General features: G+C 63.0%; 20 protein-coding genes. 12 read left to right on the plus strand and 8 right to left on the minus strand.

Going from position 1 to position 16178, the window contains the following annotated elements:
• Positions 1-4: 4 nt before the first annotated feature.
• The 8 genes from NKH36_RS29340 to NKH36_RS29375 all read left to right on the plus strand — a co-directional run bounded on the left by NKH36_RS29340 (position 5) and on the right by NKH36_RS29375 (position 6059).
• Positions 5-784 (plus strand): hypothetical protein, encoded by a 780-nt coding sequence (locus NKH36_RS29340; protein ID WP_352963227.1) that lies wholly within the window; start codon positions 5-7, stop codon positions 782-784.
• The gene (locus NKH36_RS29345) at positions 784-1671 is read left to right on the plus strand and encodes an SDR family NAD(P)-dependent oxidoreductase (RefSeq protein ID WP_502912141.1); all 888 of its coding nucleotides are present in this window, start codon (positions 784-786) and stop codon (positions 1669-1671) included. Before NKH36_RS29340 ends, NKH36_RS29345 begins: the two co-directional genes overlap by 1 nt.
• 256 nt (positions 1672-1927) lie before the next feature.
• On the plus strand, positions 1928-3112 hold the full coding sequence (locus tag NKH36_RS29350) for a cell wall hydrolase (RefSeq protein WP_352963223.1): 1185 nt from the start codon (positions 1928-1930) through the stop codon (positions 3110-3112).
• 241 nt (positions 3113-3353) lie between these two features.
• Positions 3354-3752, plus strand: a complete 399-nt coding sequence (locus tag NKH36_RS29355) for an AtpZ/AtpI family protein (RefSeq protein WP_352963221.1) — start codon at positions 3354-3356, stop codon at positions 3750-3752.
• Between the two features lie 70 nt (positions 3753-3822).
• Positions 3823-4581, plus strand: coding sequence for a F0F1 ATP synthase subunit A (locus NKH36_RS29360; RefSeq protein ID WP_292508637.1), 759 nt, complete (start codon positions 3823-3825; stop codon positions 4579-4581).
• 81 nt (positions 4582-4662) lie between these two features.
• Positions 4663-4887: a F0F1 ATP synthase subunit C gene (locus NKH36_RS29365; RefSeq protein ID WP_023799397.1), complete on the plus strand. Its 225-nt coding sequence runs from the start codon at positions 4663-4665 to the stop codon at positions 4885-4887.
• 70 nt (positions 4888-4957) lie between these two features.
• Positions 4958-5557, plus strand: coding sequence for a F0F1 ATP synthase subunit B (locus NKH36_RS29370; RefSeq protein WP_352963219.1), 600 nt, complete (start codon positions 4958-4960; stop codon positions 5555-5557).
• Between the two features lie 10 nt (positions 5558-5567).
• Positions 5568-6059 (plus strand): F0F1 ATP synthase subunit B, encoded by a 492-nt coding sequence (locus NKH36_RS29375; RefSeq protein WP_352963217.1) that lies wholly within the window; start codon positions 5568-5570, stop codon positions 6057-6059.
• 248 nt (positions 6060-6307) lie between these two features.
• On the opposite strand, the gene rnhB is transcribed toward NKH36_RS29375, so the two are convergent.
• Positions 6308-7003, minus strand: a complete 696-nt coding sequence (gene rnhB, locus NKH36_RS29380; protein WP_029355520.1) for a ribonuclease HII — start codon at positions 7001-7003, stop codon at positions 6308-6310.
• A gap of 155 nt (positions 7004-7158) precedes the next feature.
• The gene (locus NKH36_RS29385; RefSeq protein ID WP_352963215.1) at positions 7159-8313 is read right to left on the minus strand and encodes a PA0069 family radical SAM protein; all 1155 of its coding nucleotides are present in this window, start codon (positions 8311-8313) and stop codon (positions 7159-7161) included.
• A gap of 151 nt (positions 8314-8464) precedes the next feature.
• On the opposite strand from NKH36_RS29385, the gene NKH36_RS29390 reads away from it, so the two are divergent.
• The 4 genes from NKH36_RS29390 (at position 8465) to NKH36_RS29405 (ending at position 12405) form a co-directional block, all read left to right on the plus strand.
• Positions 8465-8971 (plus strand): glycosyltransferase, encoded by a 507-nt coding sequence (locus NKH36_RS29390; RefSeq protein ID WP_352963264.1) that lies wholly within the window; start codon positions 8465-8467, stop codon positions 8969-8971.
• 244 nt (positions 8972-9215) lie between these two features.
• Entirely contained in the window at positions 9216-10151 is a 936-nt protein-coding gene (locus tag NKH36_RS29395) for a cyclase family protein (RefSeq protein ID WP_352963212.1), read from the plus strand.
• A gap of 194 nt (positions 10152-10345) precedes the next feature.
• Positions 10346-11173 carry an MBL fold metallo-hydrolase gene (locus tag NKH36_RS29400; protein ID WP_352963209.1) on the plus strand — a complete coding sequence of 276 codons (828 nt, stop codon included), beginning with the start codon at positions 10346-10348 and terminating at the stop codon, positions 11171-11173.
• A 257-nt stretch (positions 11174-11430) separates the two neighbouring features.
• Positions 11431-12405, plus strand: coding sequence for a phytanoyl-CoA dioxygenase family protein (locus NKH36_RS29405; RefSeq protein WP_352963208.1), 975 nt, complete (start codon positions 11431-11433; stop codon positions 12403-12405).
• Positions 12406-12448: 43 nt separating this feature from the next.
• Here the strand turns inward: NKH36_RS29405 and moaB are convergent, their stop codons facing one another.
• From moaB to NKH36_RS29435, 6 genes are all read right to left on the minus strand, one after another.
• Positions 12449-13006, minus strand: coding sequence for a molybdenum cofactor biosynthesis protein B (moaB, locus tag NKH36_RS29410; RefSeq protein ID WP_352963206.1), 558 nt, complete (start codon positions 13004-13006; stop codon positions 12449-12451).
• Positions 12993-13907, minus strand: a complete 915-nt coding sequence (locus NKH36_RS29415; RefSeq protein ID WP_502912136.1) for a 4-(cytidine 5'-diphospho)-2-C-methyl-D-erythritol kinase — start codon at positions 13905-13907, stop codon at positions 12993-12995. The genes moaB and NKH36_RS29415 overlap by 14 nt, the downstream gene beginning before the upstream one ends.
• Before the next feature lie 13 nt (positions 13908-13920).
• A complete protein-coding gene (locus tag NKH36_RS29420) occupies positions 13921-14106 on the minus strand; it encodes a hypothetical protein (protein WP_352963204.1) in 186 nt (61 codons plus the stop codon).
• A gap of 82 nt (positions 14107-14188) precedes the next feature.
• Complete coding sequence (locus NKH36_RS29425) at positions 14189-15055, minus strand: S49 family peptidase (protein WP_352963201.1); 867 nt, start codon at positions 15053-15055, stop codon at positions 14189-14191.
• Positions 15056-15140: 85 nt separating this feature from the next.
• Positions 15141-15941 (minus strand): tRNA1(Val) (adenine(37)-N6)-methyltransferase, encoded by an 801-nt coding sequence (locus NKH36_RS29430; protein ID WP_352963199.1) that lies wholly within the window; start codon positions 15939-15941, stop codon positions 15141-15143.
• The gene (locus tag NKH36_RS29435; protein WP_027152315.1) at positions 15941-16165 is read right to left on the minus strand and encodes a putative signal transducing protein; all 225 of its coding nucleotides are present in this window, start codon (positions 16163-16165) and stop codon (positions 15941-15943) included. Before NKH36_RS29435 ends, NKH36_RS29430 begins: the two co-directional genes overlap by 1 nt.
• Positions 16166-16178 lie beyond the last annotated feature (13 nt).

The raw sequence follows: 16178 nt of genomic DNA on the forward strand, positions 1-16178 counted from the left end.
TTTGATGCGAGGCCGAGCCATCAAGCTTTCGGCGCCCCGGCGCCTTGTTGGCGATCTGATGAGGTTTTCGATCGGCGTGCCACGGGTCGCGGTGCAGCGTCAAATGAACCTCGGCCCGCTCGTAAGGGCTAGAATGACGCAGCAGACCAGGCCCTCGTGGACCGCGATCTTCCTGAAAGGATATGCGCTTCTCGCCCTAGAGATGCCGGAGCTGCGGCGCGCCTATGTCAAGTTGCCCTGGCCGCAGCTTTACGAGTATCCGGCAAGCGTAGCCTCGATTGCCCACGAGCGCGAATATGACGGCGAGCCGGCCGTTCTGCTGAGCCGCATCAAGTGCCCGGAGCGCTACTCTATCACGGAACTTGAGGGATCCATCCACGCGGCTCGATCGCGGCCGATCCTGGAGGTCCCTGAATTCCGGCGTGCCTTGCGGATGGCAGGTGCGCCCGCGCCAGTCAGGTGGCTGCTTATGTGGCTAGCGTTGAACATCGCCCGGCAAAGGGCAAATTACTTCGGTACCTTCCAACTGTCCGTCTATTCTGGTCTCGGTGCTGAATCACTCAACCCGCTGACACCACTGACCACGCTTCTAAACTACGGTCCGATCGGCAAAGACGGATCGGTGAATGTCCGCATCCACTACGATCACCGGGTAATGGATGGAGCGAACGTCGCACGAGCACTGGAGAGATTCGAAAAGATTCTGAACGGCACTGTCGCCAATGAAGTGGTGCTGCTCGGCCAAAGTGTTTCCGCTCCTGCAAGACAGAGGAACGCGACGTGATTTCGCACCGTGAATTCCGGCCAGCCGTCGTGGTGATTGGCGGCTCGGGTGGAATTGGCCGGGCAATTGCGAGCGTCGCTGCACGGGAGCACGGCGCGGTTGTGCTGGTTGCCCGCTCGCCCGAGGGTTTGGCCGCCGCGGCGTCTGAGGTTCGGGAGGCGGGTGGCGAGGCATTCACGCTCGAGTTGGATCTCGTGGCAGGCGATGCGCCAACGCGCCTGGAGGGCTTTCTGTCCGCACACGGCCTGGTCTGTGATGTCCTGGTCAACAGCGCCGGCTATGGCCTGCGGGGCGCCGCGACAGCGCTGCCTATTGATGGTCAACTCGGCATCATCGATCTCAACATACATTCCCTCACAGAACTGACCCTCCATTTTCTGCCGGGAATGGTGGCGCGCCGACGGGGCGGGGTGCTCAATCTCAGTTCCGTGGCCGGGTTCCTTCCCGGGCCTTACATGGCTCTGTACTTCGCTAGCAAAGGTTTCGTGCGCGTCTTCTCAGAGGCGCTTCACCAGGAATTGCGCCGAACCGGTGTGACGGTCACATGCGTGGCACCAGGCCCGGTGTCGACGGAGTTTCTCGCAAGGTCAGGCGCCAATCAGACGGTGCTCTTCAACATCTTGCCCAAAGTGGATCCGGAGTATGTGGCCGAACGGGCGTGGCGAGGGTTCAAATCCGGACGTCGCCTCGTCGTGCCGGGAATCTCGGCCAAGTTGGCTGCCCTTGCGGCATCGCTCCTGCCTTCCGCAGCGCTGCTGCCCCTGGTCGGCCGGCTGCAACGCGGCGGCAATGATCAATGTCCTTGCGGTTCAGGCATGAAGTTCAAGAAATGCTGCGGTACCCGCCAGATCCAGCTGCGCCGGGGCCCTCGGGGAATTATCCCCTGACCGGACCAGCACGCCACCGAAAAACCTCATTGAAGCAAGAGACCGCTCGCCGATGACGGGCCGTTAAGCATGTTCATGGCATAGAGAATTCCTCCATCTCTGAACAGCGCTCTGCGGAGCGGCCATTGGACCGTTGGAGCCGTTTCCAACAAAGCCTTTGAAATGATTGGCGCTGTCGAGCTCCGTTAACGCCCCATCAAGGTTAATGCATCATCGTGCCTCTCCAGTGGGGTCCGTTGCGTTTCGGGAGAGTTCCGTGCATCGACGTGTTTTGAAGCGGCTTGTCGCTTTCGCCGGTGAGAAAAGACGTTCCTTTCTGTCTCCCCTGGTCATTGGACTTGGCATTTGGGTCGGCTTTCCCAATGTCATTGCCTACCAGGACATGACGAGCCTGGTTTCGGGCCTCAAGGCGCCGAACGCCCGCTGGAACGCCTACGTCGAGAAATCCGTCGCCGGCTCGGTCCATGCCGCCGAAATGCCTTTCCTCGATTCCGACACCACCGGCTCGATCTCGGGTTCCGGCGTCCGGTTGCCCGGCATCGGCGCGGTGTCATTTCGCGGCAAGGGCAGCGTGGCCAGCACGACGCCCGACGAGGACCGCATCATGCGCGCCGACAAGAAGGGCCGCATCATCATCGTCTCGCCGGTCGCACCGCCGAAGAACTTCAACGCCGGCTCGATTTTCGAGCGCACCTCCTCGCTGCTTCGCCCGAGCATGGACAGCGGGCTGAAAATGGCTTTCGCCAAGCCCGAGATCAAAGGCAAGGAGATCCAGATTGCCGCCGCGTTTCATAGGCGAGTCGACAAGAAGCCGGATCCTGGCGTGCCGGCCATGCTGGCCGCGCTGGTCAACAACGACCGTCCCGACGTCCTGGCGACCGCCTACGCAGCGGCCGCGCCCGACTATGCGCAGGCTTCGCCCTTCGAGGCCTTGCTTCAGGACGAGAAGCCGAACGATGGCCGTTTCATTCCGCCGGTTGCCAAGGGCGATCATTCGTGGATGCAAACTCCGCTGCCGGCGAGCGTCTTCTCCAAGCCGGAACAGACTTGCCTCGCCAACGGCATCTATTTCGAGGCGCGCGGTGAGTCCCTGCGCGGCCAGGCCGCCGTCGCCCAGGTCATCCTCAATCGCGTTCGCAATCCGGCCTATCCGAACTCGATCTGCGGCGTCGTCTATCAGAACGACAAGTGGTTCAACCGTTGCCAGTTTTCCTTCGCTTGCGACGGCAGGAAGAAACGCATCCAGAGCCCGGCCCACTACAAGACGGCACAGGATATCGCCATGGCGGTCACTGCCGGCAAGATCTTCATCCCGGAAGTGGGATCGTCGACCCATTACTACGCCAACTACGTCAACCCGGGTTGGGCGCGGACGATGAAAAAAATGACCAAGATCGGCCTGCACATCTTCTACCGCACCTATGGCGGCGGCTGGAGCTGAGCGCTCCGGCAAGGCCCGGCCGCGGTCGATCGAAGACCCGTCGCCGGAGGGATTCGGTCGCGGCACGCCAGCGGCAGTAGCGGGCACGATGTCGCACCCTGGCAAGCAACTGATTCAAATAGGGAAAATACTTAAGGCTGAAGTCCCGCCCGTGGCTTGACGGGCGCGGACCCTCTAACTATGTTGCCGGCGACTTAAGAGCGGACGGACGGCGACGATCTGACCGGGCAAGGGGGTTGCGATGGCCGACAAGAATGGGCCAGACGGAACCGGAGAAACCGGCCGCGGCAAACAGCGTCAAGACGACATCCGCGACGACGATCTTGAGCGCCGCCGGCGCGATCTTGAAGCATCGCTTGCGACAAGGCGGCCGGGCCGGCTCGAGGGGAAAGACGACGCGAAAGCGGGCAGTGCGGCCGGATATGGCCAGGCGCTCAAGCTATCCAGCGAGTTCATCGCCGGGATAGTGGTTGGTGCTGGTCTCGGCTGGATCATCGACCGTGTGGCGGGGACATCGCCATGGGGTCTGATCGTTTTTTTGCTGCTGGGTTTTGGCGCCGGCGTGCTCAACGTCCTGCGTTCCGCAGGGCTTATGGCGGAATTCGGACAGGGCAACAAAACCCGCGATCCGAAAGAATGAACTTGAGGCGCCGCTTGCCGGCGCAGTGACAGGACACTAAAGCCGCGTGCGGCTTTGATGGGGATTTAAAGTGGCTGCTGACAAGGTCGATCCGATCCACCAGTTCCATATCAACAAGCTGATTCCGATTGAGATCGGCGGCTACGACCTGTCCTTCACCAATTCGGCGCTCTTCATGGTCGCGACCGTGGTCGTCGCATCGGCGTTCCTCTATCTCAGCACCTCGAGCCGCAGCCTCGTCCCCACCCGTCTTCAGTCGGTCTCGGAAATGGCCTACGAATTCGTTGGGAACATGCTGAGGGACGCAGCCGGAACCCAAGGCATGAAGTTCTTCCCCTTGGTGTTTTCGCTGTTCATGTTCGTGCTCGTTGCCAATCTGCTCGGTCTTTTCCCATATTTCTTCACCGTCACCAGCCACATCATCGTCACCTTCGGCCTTGCCGCGCTGGTGATCGGAACCGTCGTCGTCTACGGTTTCATGAAGCATGGTCTTGGTTTTCTGAAACTGTTCGTGCCGCATGGCGTGCCGATTTACCTGCTGCCGCTGGTGGTGCTGATCGAGGTGATTTCCTTCGTTTCGCGCCCGGTCAGCCTCTCGGTTCGTCTGTTCGCCAACATGCTGGCCGGCCACATCACGCTGAAGGTGTTTTCGGGCTTCGTGGTGAGCTTGAGCGCGCTTGGCACGCTTGGCATTGCCGGATCGGTCCTGCCGCTGGCAATGGCCGTGGCGCTGACGGCGCTGGAATTGCTGGTAGCCTTCCTGCAGGCCTACGTCTTTGCCGTGCTGACCTGCATGTATCTGAACGACGCCTTGCATCCCGGGCACTGACCCAGGTTGACCCAAGAGTCTCCGGCCCTGCTGCCGGGATAGAAATCGCAACGGAATTTTAGTTCCAAAGGAGTTGAACACATGGAAGCAGAAGCAGCAAAGTTCATCGGCGCCGGCATCGCATGCCTCGGCATGGGTGGCGCCGGTATTGGCCTCGGCAACATCTTCGGCAGCTATCTGGCGGGCGCATTGCGCAACCCGTCGGCCGCGGATGGCCAGTTCGGCCGTCTGATCTTCGGCTTCGCCGTGACTGAAGCGCTGGGCATCTTCTCCCTTCTCATCGCGCTTCTGGCCCTGTTCGGCTGAGCCCCAGCTAACTTTGGGAATTGGACGGCCGGCCGCAATCGGCGGCGGGCCTGATATCAGGGGATAGTCCATGTTCGTGACATCTGCCTTTGCGCAAGAGTCCGCCCCCGCCGTCGAAGGCGGCCATACCGGCACGGAAGGCGATACGCATTCCGGCACCGGCGTGCCTGCCGAGGCGCACGGCGTGTTCCCGCCATTCGATCCGGCGACATTTCCGTCGCAGCTTCTGTGGCTGGCGATCACCTTCGGGCTGTTCTACCTGTTCCTGAAGAAAGTGGTGATGCCGCGTGTCGGCGGCATCATCGATGTCCGCAACGACCGCATCACGCAGGACCTCGACCATGCCGCCAGGCTGAAGGGCGAGGCCGATGCCGCCGTTGCCGCCTATGAGCAGGAACTGGCGGAGGCCAAGACCAAGGCCAATGCGATCGGCCAGCAGGCCAACGATGCCGCCAAGGCGGAGGCCGAGGCCGCCCGCAAGAAGATCGAGGCTGCTCTTGACCAGAAGCTTGGCGACGCCGAGGCTCGCATTTCATCCATCAAGGCCAATGCCATGAAGGAAGTCGGCACGATCGCCGAGGACACCGCTTCGGCCATCGTCGAGGCGCTTGTCGGCGGCAAGGCCAGCAAGGCCGAGATCGCGGCAGCCGTCAAATCAGTGGCCCGGTGAGGAACGCATCATGGACGCCACATCACTCGCGACACTTTGGGCCACCGTTGCCCTCGTCATTTTCCTGGCCATTGCCGTCTACATCAAGGTGCCTAAGCTGATCGCCAAGGCGCTCGACGCCCGCGCCGACAAGATCAGCAACGAGCTTGAAGACGCGCGCCGGCTGCGCGAGGAGGCCCAGCAATTGCTCGGCCAATACCAGCGCAAGCGCAAGGAAGCCGAGCAGGAGGCCACCGACATCGTCGCCGCCGCCAAGCGCGAGGCCGACATGCTGGCTGCCGAGGCGCATAAGAAGACCGAAGACTATGTTGCCCGGCGCACCGCGCTTGCCGAGCAGAAGATCGGTCAGGCCGAGCGCGAGGCGATCAGCGAGGTGCGCGCCAGCGCCGTCGATATTGCCGTCGAAGCCGCACGCACGCTGCTCGCCGGCAAGATCGACGCAAAGGCCGGCGCCGACCTGTTCAAGGCCTCGCTTCAGGACGTGAAGTCCAAGCTGAATTAAGCGATTTTATCGAGAAATTCATCGAAAGCCGCCTGGGAAACCTGGGGGCTTTTTTGCGCATTGGCGAAAGCGGCTGAGCGCGTAATCTCCCCCCTTGAAGGGGAGATGGCCGGCAGGCCAGAGGGGGTAGCCGCGCGTGAAGCGCCAACCTTCCCTTTTGTCCCACATGGCGTCGCGCCAGCCGAGGCGACCCCCTCTGTCGCCTTCGGCGACATCTCCCCCTCGAGGGGGAAGATTGGCGCTCGCCCTCAATCCAGGCCCGAAAGGCTCTCTTCATCGAGCACCTCGGTTCCACCAAGCCGGAACGGTGCGAAGGACGCGCGGTGCAGCCGCGCCACCGGTCCATGCATCTCGATCGCGGTGCGGTGGCGGACCGTGGCGTACCCCATATGGAGTTCGAACCCGTAATGCGCGTGATGGCTGCCGCAGCCGCACATCATCCGGTCGCGCATCACCTTGGCGACGATCGAGGCGGCGGCGATCGACTGCGAGCGCTGGTCGCCCTTGATCAGCGCTCTGCCTTCGCATGGCAGTCCGGGTGGCACGTCGCGCCCGTCGGCCAGGGCCAGCTTTGGCTGCACCGAGAGCCCGACCAGAGCGCGACGCATCGCCTCCAGGCTGGCCTTGAGAATATTGCTGCCATCGATGCCTTCCGCGCTGACCGAAGCCATCGACACGCCAAGAGCGGAGCCGAGGATTTTCAGGAACAGCGCCTCGCGCTGCAGATGGCTGAGGCGCTTGGAATCGTCGAGCCCGTCGGGAATGTTGGCGGGATCGAGCACCACCGCTGCCGCCACAACCGGCCCGGCGAGCGGGCCGCGGCCGGCCTCGTCCATTCCCGCCACCGGCCACAGGCCTTCAGCCATCGCCTTCGTCTCGAAGGAGAAATCGGGTCTCTCAACGATTTCGAAGAGAAGCGGAGAATCAGAACGCGCGCGAGCCATGTTGCGGCGAGGTTCGCATCGGCTCCGATTCTCCGCAAGCCCCTCCGGGTCGGGTGAGGCACCGGACCCGGAGGGCACCGTCTGCAAGCCCGGGGACAGGACAGGCCGGACGGGATTTTTTCATGTGCCGCCGGCGACGGCGGCACATGATGTCTTCATAGCAACATCAGTTGCTCGGTTGCCTTCGCGGCGACGACGAACTGGTCGGTCCTGAGCGACCGCCGTTCTGCGTTGAGGCCAAGCCGTTTGGCGGCGATCTCGAAGCGCCGGCCGATCTGCCAGGCATAGGGGCCGGCGCCTTTCATGCGCTTGCCCCAATCCGAATCGTAATCCTTGCCGTCGCGCATTGAGCGGATCAGCGACATGACATGACGGTAGCGGTCCGGATAATGGCGCAGCAGCCAATCCTTGAAGATCGGCGCCACCTCCAGCGGCAGGCGCAGCACGACATAGCCGGCCTCGCGCGCTCCTGCCGCACGTGCCGAATCGAGGATGCGTTCCATCTCCTGATCGGTCAGGCCGGGGATGATCGGAGCGACCATGACCGAGGCTGGAATGCCGGCAGCCGAAAGCTGCCTGATCGCCTCCAGCCGCTTGGTCGGCGTCGACGCGCGCGGCTCCATCGTTCTGGCCAGCATGCGGTCGAGCGTCGTCACCGATAGCGCCACCTTGGCCAGCCCGCGTTCGGCCATGCGCGACAGAATGTCGATGTCGCGCGTCACCAGCGCGGATTTGGTGACGATGCCGACCGGATGGCCGCGCGCCTCCAGCACTTCGAGGATCTCGCGCATGATCCGGTACTGCTTCTCGATCGGCTGGTAGGGATCGGTGTTGGTGCCGATGGCAATGGTGCGCGGCTGGTAGCCGTCCTTCGACAGTTCCTTGTCGAGCAGCCGCGCCGCATCCGGCTTGGCGAACAGCTTCGATTCGAAATCCAGCCCCGGCGACAGGCCCATGAAACTGTGCGTCGGCCGGGCGAAGCAATAGACGCAGCCATGCTCGCAGCCGCGATAGGGATTGATCGAGCGGTCGAAGGAAATGTCGGGCGATTCGTTGCGGGTAATGATGGTGCGCGGCTTTTCGACCTGCACCTCGGTCTTGAACGGCGGCAGCTCCTCCAGCGAATTCCAGCCATCGTCGAACACATGCCGGCTGACCGGTTCGAACCGGCCGGACGGATTGATGCCGGCGGACCGGCCGCGATTGCGCTCCGGGCGGACACGGACGCCACTCTGCTCGATCATTGCATTGGCCATCTCGGCTCTTCCAGCCCCGAAGGCGGCAATGTCGGCACGCACGATCTGTTCCATTTTCGCCCTCTCCCAGGGACTGTCGGCTGGCTGTCGAATCGCTCTGCTCATGAAAATAATCCTATTCTATCCTAGGGAACAAATCAAGAACATTCTTATGATGCGTCGCAAAAACTGGCGCTGCGCCCGGCTTTCCGCTATTCGGCTAACGATGCTCAGCGTTCTCATCCAGACCCTGAATGACGAAGAGAGACTTGCCCGCACGCTCGCCTCGCTGATCGGCGGCGCGGTCGAGGGCGTGGTGCGCGATGTCATCGTCTGCGACACCGGCTCGACGGACCAGACGCACCGCGTTGCCGAACATGCCGGCTGCCTTTATGTGGCGAGCGGCGGCATTGCTGCCGGCATCAGGCAGGCCAAGGGCGACTGGCTGCTGCTGCTGGAGCCGGGCGCGCGATTGGCGGAGGGCTGGATCGACGAGGTCGTTGCCCACACGGCTCGGCAAACCATGCCGGCGCGGTTCTCGCGGGCGCGCGGCAGTCGCGTGCCGCTCCTGTCGCGGGTGTTTTCGGGAAACCGGGCACTGTGCGAAGGGCTGGTGATCAGCAAGCGTCAGGCCGCGGCCTTAGCGAAAAACGCCCGCAGCGCCGAGGCCATCGCCCGCGGCCTCGCGACCAAGAGGCTCGACGCCGAGATCTGGGTGGCGCCGGTGAAGTGAGGGTCCTCTCTCGCGGTAAGCGGGCGCGGAAAGGGCGCGTATTTCGCCGAAGGGATTCCAGATCGTCTTTTTATCAGACCGGTAGCTTGTCTGGATTAGGCGGCGCGCAAAGTCGTTGGCGGGAAACGGTCTGGCGGGGCCGTATTGGCGCGACACTCCTGGAAGGAATGCATATGGGGAATGCATATGCTTGTCGTCCTGCGGGAAACTCGCGATACTCCGCGACATTTCGGGGAGATTGCAGATGAATGTATCTCAATTCGTTCGTATCGCCTTACTCGGAGCCGCTTGGTCAGTACCGACGATCGCGGTGGCGCAGGAGTCGTCGCTTTGGTCGGTTTATGAGAACACGCTCAAATCGGCCAAGTACATCGATCTGACCCATGCCTTCGAGCCGGTGCAGCCCGTATGGCCGGGCTTCGCCAATGCCAAGTTCAAACCGGCTGTCGCCGGGAAGGATATCGAGGGCTACGTCAAGGCCGGCGAAGAGTTCACCTACGACAAGCATGGCTTCGTCGCGAGCGCCTACGAGTTGTCGACGGACCAATATGGCACGCAGCTTGATCCACCCTCCCACTGGAACCCACTCGGTGCAACGATCAGCGACCTGCCGGCCACTTATGCCGTGCGACCGCTCGTCGTGATCGACATCAGCGGCAAGGTGCAGACTGACGAAGGCTATCACCTCCAGGTCGCCGACATCGAAGAGTGGGAAAAAGAGCACGGCCGGATACCGGAGGGTTCGGTCGTGTTCGTGCGTTCGGACTGGTACAAGAAATGGTCCGATGCCGCCCGCTTCAACCAGAAGCCGTTTCCAGGCGTCAGTTTGGATGCACTGAAGTTCCTGCATCTGGAGCGGAAGATTCTGTTTCATGGTCATGAGCCGCTCGACACCGACACCACGCCCAATCTCGAAGGCGAACATTGGCTGCTTCACAACGATTTCACGCAGGCAGAAGGCGTTGCAAACCTCGACAAGGTGCCAGAGGCCGGGGCGTTGGTCACAATCGGCTTTGCCAAGCCGCTTGGCGGGTCAGGCGGATATGCGCGTTACGTCGCTATTGCACCCGCCGACTGGACGGAGGGCGTTTCGGTCATCGAAGCGCCTGGTGCGCCGCTTTCCCGGAAAAAGGCGCCGCTCAAGCGCGACGAGAACGGCGTCTTCCGTCCGACGCCCTGATCACTGGCGATGTCAGTCGGGAGGCCGGCCATGGCGCGTCCCATTCCGCGCGATTTGCCGCGCAAGTCGGGACAAAAGGTCCAGACTACCAACCCCTCTGGCGCTCGCGAAAACGTGACTGTCACGACGATAGCCATCACGATTGCTAACGCTATCGTGGCATGAGCGCGCCGATCCTGCCACGGGAGGCAGTCATGCTCCGCCTATCTGCCGCCGTTCTGCTGACCCTGGCTTTCTGGCCATTCACCGCGTCGGCCCAGGAACAGCCGCCGCCGTCGAGATGCGTTGCGATCGCCCAAGGGCTGCCGTCGGCCACCTATGCCAGCTTCACAGCGCCAAAGGCGCAGACGCCTCTGCTGGCCGAGGCTTTCGCCGACGGCGACGTTACGATCACTTATGCCGGCCATTCGACCTACATCATCGAGACACCTGCCGGCGTCAGGGTCGCCACCGACTTTTCCGGCGTCTACGGCGCTGACCCGCTGCCGCGCGTGGTGACCATGAACAAGGCCCACCGCACCCATTATTCGGATCATCCGGATCCCGGCATCGAATATGTGCTGCGCGGCTGGAATCCGGACGGCGGTCCGGCGCGCCACGCGCTTGTCGTGGACGATGTCTACATCCGCAACGTGCCGACGGATATCCGCAATGGCGGCGATCTCGGCAAGGACGGCAATTCCATCTTCATCTTCGAAGTAGCGGGACTCTGTATCGGCCATCTCGGCCATCTGCACCACCGGCTCGAGGACGCGCATTACGGCGCCATCGGCCGGCTCGACATCCTTATGGTGCCTATCGACGGCGGCATGACGCTGTCGCTCGACCGGATGACTGAAATCACCGCGCGGCTCTATTCCTCGATGATCCTGCCGATGCATCGCCATTCGACCCCGATCAGCGAATTCACAGGCAGGATGGGCGACGATTTCGCGGTGGAATTCCTCTCCGGCCGGTCGCTGACCGTTTCACTGAAGACCCTGCCCGACCGGCCGACGATCATCATTCTCGACGGGGTTTGATCGCTTCGTCGCGATCTTCTCCGCCGCGCACGGCCTCTTCGTTCCACCCGCTCGAAACACTCGCTGCCGCGAAATCAACGAGCCTTAATGCTCTGTCAAGCTTGCCAGAAAGTTTGCGACAGCTCCTTTCATTGTGCATTGCACAAAATCTGACCGGAGGTTACCACCCTTTGATGCGGGGCGGATGGGTTTGGGTAACGCCTGAGCGGTGATCGGCCGACGCTTCGTCGACGCGGCCCTTATAGCTGAGGATGCTGATGACCCTTTCAAGTCCTGACCAATCCGGTGCTGCAAGCCTCGAATCGATCGCCCGAAACGGCAGCCTGCTGCGCCGCATTGCCGTGCGGATTCCGACCTATCTGTCCGATCTTCGCGAGAATCCGGCATGGCTGCCGATGTTCATGCTGGCGCGCACCATGCCGGGGCGGCGGTTGCATTGGCGTGGCGCAAAACCGGTTCGACCGGCACAACAAGCTGAGGACACGATGTTCACCGGCGTCGATCGTGATGCGGTGGTCGGCGCGCTCCGCTCGGATGGCCTCTTTTCCGGGCTTGCCCTGCCGTCGTCGGTCCACCAGGAGATCGCCAGCTTTGCGCGGCGCACGCCTTGCTTCGGCAATTTCGATCGTCGGCTGGAGTTCCTGCCGGCCAAGCACGCAGAGGCTGAGAAGCACTTCGGCCGTCCCTTGCTCAGCGGCCACTTTTTCGAGCGAATCCTCGACTGTAGCGCTGCGCTTACCGTGCAGCGCGATCCGCTGCTTCTCGACATCGCCGCCCATTACCTCGGCAGCCAGGCGAAGCTGATCACCACGCGCGTCTGGTGGAGCTTTCCGACGAGCTCCGTCTCCGACGCCGAGAAGAACCTGGCGTCGCTTGGCAAATACCACTTCGATCTCGACGATTGGCGGATGCTGAAATTCTTCTTCTATCTCAATCCGGTCGATGCCGAGACCGGCCCGCATGTCTATGTCCGCGGCAGCCACAACCGCCGCGCCCTCAAGCACCAGTTGACGCTCCTCGTAGGCCATCCCGCGGAAGAGGTTCTGAACGTCTACGGCGCGCAGAGCCCGATTACGCTGACCGGCGAGGCAGGTTTGGGCTTTGTCGAGGATCCCTTCGGCTTCCACATGGGCACAGTGCCTACGCGCAAGCCGCGGCTGATGATGGAAGTTGGCTTCGGCGTTTCGCCGCCCTCGCGCCGGCGGTTCCACGGCGAGCCGGTTATTCGCTGATTTTTGGCGCTGATTTTCCCGAACAGCCTCTTGGGAATCTGGCCTAACTTGTCTTGGTGCCGCCGCGCCGCAGATGTTCGTCCAGGCGCGGCATGATCTCGACGAAGTTGCAGGGCATGTGCCGGTAGTCGAGCTGCGGCTTCAGAATGCCGTCCCAGGCGTCCTTGCAGGCACCGGGCGAGCCGGGCAGCACGAAAACGAAGGTCGCGTTGACGACGCCGCCGGTCACCCGGCTCTGGATCGTCGAAGTGCCGATCTTGTCGTAGGAAATGCGGTGGAACACTTCGGAAAAGCCGTCCATGCGCTTTTCGAAGACCGGCTCCAGCGCCTCCGGCGTCACGTCGCGGCCGGTAAAGCCGGTGCCGCCGGTGGTGATGACGACATCGATCGCTTCGTCCCTCGACCAGCCCAGAACCTTGTCTCGGATTTTCTCGCGGTCGTCGGTGACGATGTCGCGGGCGGCGAGTAAATGCCCGGCCTCCACGATGCGGTCGGCCAGCGTCTGGCCGGATTTGTCGTCGGCGAGGCTGCGCGTATCGGAAACGGTCAGCACCGCGATGCGCACGGGAATAAAGGAACGGCTCTCGTCAATCCAGGCCATGCGTGTCAGCCTCCGATGGCATGCTACGCGTTGCGGCGACGAACCAGTCGGGATGGCGGCTGCGGATATCGACGGCCGCGCGCTTGGCGACATTGCCGGTCTCGAAAAGCCCGAAGCAGGTCGCACCGGAACCCGACATCCGCGAGAACCCCGCTCCGGCCTTGTTGAGCACCGAAAGCGCCTTGTCGATAGCGGGTTGGATCGCGCGCGCCGCGGGCTCGAGATCGTTGCGGGTGATCTCCAGCCAGTTGCGGATGCCGTGGAAGTCGAGCGTGCGCGGCAGCGGCGGCAGCCCCCCATTGTCGCGATCAGAAAGCGCATTGAACACCTCGGCCGTGGAGACGGCGATGCCGGGATTGACGAGAACCAGCCCGAGTGCGGGAAAGCCGGGCACGGCCGACAATTCGTCGCCCACGCCGCGCGCGACCAGCGGCTTTGCCGTAAGGCACATGGGAACGTCGGCGCCCAGCGAGAGGCCGATCCGCGCCAGTTCGGCGTCGTCGAGGTCCAGTCTCCATGTCTCAGCCAACCCGCGCAGCACCGTTGCGGCGTCGCTCGACCCGCCGCCGACGCCGGACGCGACCGGCAGGTTCTTTTCGAGCCTGATGGCAACCGGCGGTGTGTGCCGCTGACCAGCCTGCTTTCGCAACGCGTCGCGTGCTTTCGCGACCAGGTTGCTGTCGTCGAGCGGGACCGCGGAGGCGTATCGGCCCGACACGGAAAACCCGTCGCTGTTCGCAAGCTCGATCTCGACCCTGTCGCCGAAACGCGTGAACACCGCCAGGCTCTCGATCATGTGATAGCCGTCGGCGCGCCTGCCGGTGACGTGCAGCGCGAGATTTATCTTGGCATGCGCATGCAATGCCCGGACGTTGATGCCGGAATCCACGGTGTCAGTCACGAGAGGGATGATGTCAGTCCTTGGCCAGACGGTATTCGCCGGTCTTCGGGTCCTTGACCAGTGTGCCCATTGTGCCGTTGGTCGCCTGCTTTTCGGTGCGCCGTATCTTGGCCGTCACGCGCTCGGCTTCGCTGACGAAGGAGCGATAGCCAAAATAGGCGAGCAGGCCGACTGCGATGAAGAAAATGATCTGTGGCATGTCAAACTCCTCCCTCGCAAGACCGGCTGCGACGGCCGGTCGGGCCGGTCAAGCTTTCAAGTTAAACGCTTTCGCCGGTTTTTCAAAGCCCGAAGCGCGCCCACAGTGCGCGCTCTTCCGCCGCATCGATCACACCGCTTGCGGCAGCCGCGACGATCTCGGGCGCCGAAAAGCCCCCTCTGCTTGAGCCGAACCAGCCGAACCGGCCGAACAGGCCGCGCGGCGCCGTGATCAGTTTGAGCTGGGTTTTTGGCCCGAAGCGGGTCTTCAGCACGCTGCGCATATCGCCGAGCGCATCGACAAGGCCGAGTTCCAGCCCCTTCTTACCGGTCCAGAACAGGCCGGTGAACAGGTCCGGGTCGTCCTTGAGCTTGGGCCCGCGCCGGTCCTTGACGAGGTCGATGAAGGTCTCGTGGACATCGAGCTGCAGCGCCTTCAGCCGCTCGATATCTTCCTTCTTCTCGGGCTTAAACGGATCGAGCACCGCCTTGTTCTGGCCGGCAGTATGGACGCGGCGCTCGACGCCGATCTTCTTCAACAGCTCGGGAAAGCCGAACGAGGCCGACACCACGCCGATCGAACCGACGATGGAGGACGGATCGGCAAAGATCTCGTCGCCGGCGATCGCGATCATGTAGCCGCCCGAAGCCGCCACGTCCTCGACGAAGACCAGAACCTTTTTGTTCTTCTCGGTCGCCAGGTCGCGGATGCGTCTGAAGATCAGCCGCGACTGCACCGGCGAGCCGCCTGGCGAATTGATCGAAATGGCGACCACGGGCGCATCGAAGGAAAACGCCTTCTCGATAGGACCGGCGGTGGACGCGAGCGACAGGCTCGGCCGGAACTGGCCGCCGCCGGGCATGATCGTGCCGTGCAGCCGGATGACGGGAATGACGACGATGTCGGAGCGCCAGGATTTCGGCAGCAGGCGGTTGAGGAAGCGTTTCACGGGGTCTCCGGTCAAATTGGCTTGAAAGCATGTAGGGATTCGCCGGCCAACGGCAATGCCGCGCCGCCGGCCGGTAGAAAAAGGCTCAGTCGCCGAACAGCGAAGCCAGCCCGTTGTTGATCATCTCGGTCCGCTCCGTTGGGCCATCGCCCGATTGTGCATGCAGCATCAGCGGCGGGCGGATCGACAGTTTTCCGCGGGCGCCGAGTACTGCCCTGACGACGATGCGGATCGCCGCTGCCTCGGGGCGAGGGTGGACGGCCAGCATCTCGGCGTCGCCGAAGCGGCCTGATATCGCATCGAGGATGGCGCCGAGCTGATCGGGCCTAGCAATCACGGCAAGACCGCCGCGCGGCCTGACCACAGCAGCCGCACTTCGGATCCAGCTGTCGAACAGCCCATGCTCCGTGACATGTGCCGCCCTTCTGAGCGGGTCCGGCGTGGCGCGATCCTCGGCGGCGTTGAAGGGCGGGTTCATGATGACGAAATCGAAGGAGTTGTCGGCAATGCCAGCGGATGTTCGCGCTTGGCCCGACAGCGCGACGTCGGCCGCGAGCACCGAGGCGCGGTCGTTGAGATGCGCATTGCCGGGATGGGCAAGCGTCGTTGCGGCGAAGGCAGCCATCTCAGGAGACCGTTCGATGAGCACGGCCTCGGCATCAGGACAGCGCGAGAGCACGGCCAGGCCTGCGGCGCCAGCACCCGCGCCGAAATCGGCAAGGCGCCCGGTGAAGGAGGACGGCACGGCAGCGGCCAGCATCATGGCGTCCATGCCGGCGCGATGGCCGGCCTGTTTCGGCTGCACCAGCCAGAACCGCCCGCGATGGAAAGCATCGACTGTATGGGCCGGCGTATCCTGGACAAGGGTGGCGCGCGCCGCGGACATTATTTCTGGCGCATCTCGTTGGCGATGCCGGCATCGGTCAGGATGCGCCGCGCCGCATCGGCTTGGTCGGCGTCGACCATAATGCGCCTGGGCAGGATGCCGATCGAACCGTCGAGCACGCTCATGTTCTGGTCGGCGACGAAGCAGCCAATGCCGGCATCGCGCATCAGCGATTCGACAAAGGAGATGATCACGGCATCATTGGTGCGGATAAGCTCTATCATCGGACGAAACTCG

The sequence above is a fragment of the Mesorhizobium sp. M1312 genome (assembly GCF_040318115.1).
Classification (GTDB): Bacteria; Pseudomonadota; Alphaproteobacteria; order Rhizobiales; family Rhizobiaceae; genus Mesorhizobium.

What these genes read in the sequence shown, in the direction of transcription:
- NKH36_RS29340 (WP_352963227.1), top strand. Translation starts at nt 5, where the DNA reads ATGCGAGGCCGAGCCATCAAGCTTTCGGCGCCCCGGCGCCTTGTTGGC.
- NKH36_RS29355 (WP_352963221.1), top strand. Translation starts at nt 3,354, where the DNA reads ATGGCCGACAAGAATGGGCCAGACGGAACCGGAGAAACCGGCCGCGGC.
- NKH36_RS29365 (WP_023799397.1), top strand. Translation starts at nt 4,663, where the DNA reads ATGGAAGCAGAAGCAGCAAAGTTCATCGGCGCCGGCATCGCATGCCTC.
- NKH36_RS29370 (WP_352963219.1), top strand. Translation starts at nt 4,958, where the DNA reads ATGTTCGTGACATCTGCCTTTGCGCAAGAGTCCGCCCCCGCCGTCGAA.
- NKH36_RS29375 (WP_352963217.1), top strand. Translation starts at nt 5,568, where the DNA reads ATGGACGCCACATCACTCGCGACACTTTGGGCCACCGTTGCCCTCGTC.
- rnhB (WP_029355520.1), bottom strand. Translation starts at nt 7,003, where the DNA reads ATGGCTCGCGCGCGTTCTGATTCTCCGCTTCTCTTCGAAATCGTTGAG.
- NKH36_RS29385 (WP_352963215.1), bottom strand. Translation starts at nt 8,313, where the DNA reads ATGGAACAGATCGTGCGTGCCGACATTGCCGCCTTCGGGGCTGGAAGA.
- NKH36_RS29390 (WP_352963264.1), top strand. Translation starts at nt 8,465, where the DNA reads ATGCTCAGCGTTCTCATCCAGACCCTGAATGACGAAGAGAGACTTGCC.
- NKH36_RS29395 (WP_352963212.1), top strand. Translation starts at nt 9,216, where the DNA reads ATGAATGTATCTCAATTCGTTCGTATCGCCTTACTCGGAGCCGCTTGG.
- NKH36_RS29400 (WP_352963209.1), top strand. Translation starts at nt 10,346, where the DNA reads ATGCTCCGCCTATCTGCCGCCGTTCTGCTGACCCTGGCTTTCTGGCCA.
- NKH36_RS29405 (WP_352963208.1), top strand. Translation starts at nt 11,431, where the DNA reads ATGACCCTTTCAAGTCCTGACCAATCCGGTGCTGCAAGCCTCGAATCG.
- moaB (WP_352963206.1), bottom strand. Translation starts at nt 13,006, where the DNA reads ATGGCCTGGATTGACGAGAGCCGTTCCTTTATTCCCGTGCGCATCGCG.
- NKH36_RS29420 (WP_352963204.1), bottom strand. Translation starts at nt 14,106, where the DNA reads ATGCCACAGATCATTTTCTTCATCGCAGTCGGCCTGCTCGCCTATTTT.
- NKH36_RS29430 (WP_352963199.1), bottom strand. Translation starts at nt 15,941, where the DNA reads ATGTCCGCGGCGCGCGCCACCCTTGTCCAGGATACGCCGGCCCATACA.
- NKH36_RS29435 (WP_027152315.1), bottom strand. Translation starts at nt 16,165, where the DNA reads ATGATAGAGCTTATCCGCACCAATGATGCCGTGATCATCTCCTTTGTC.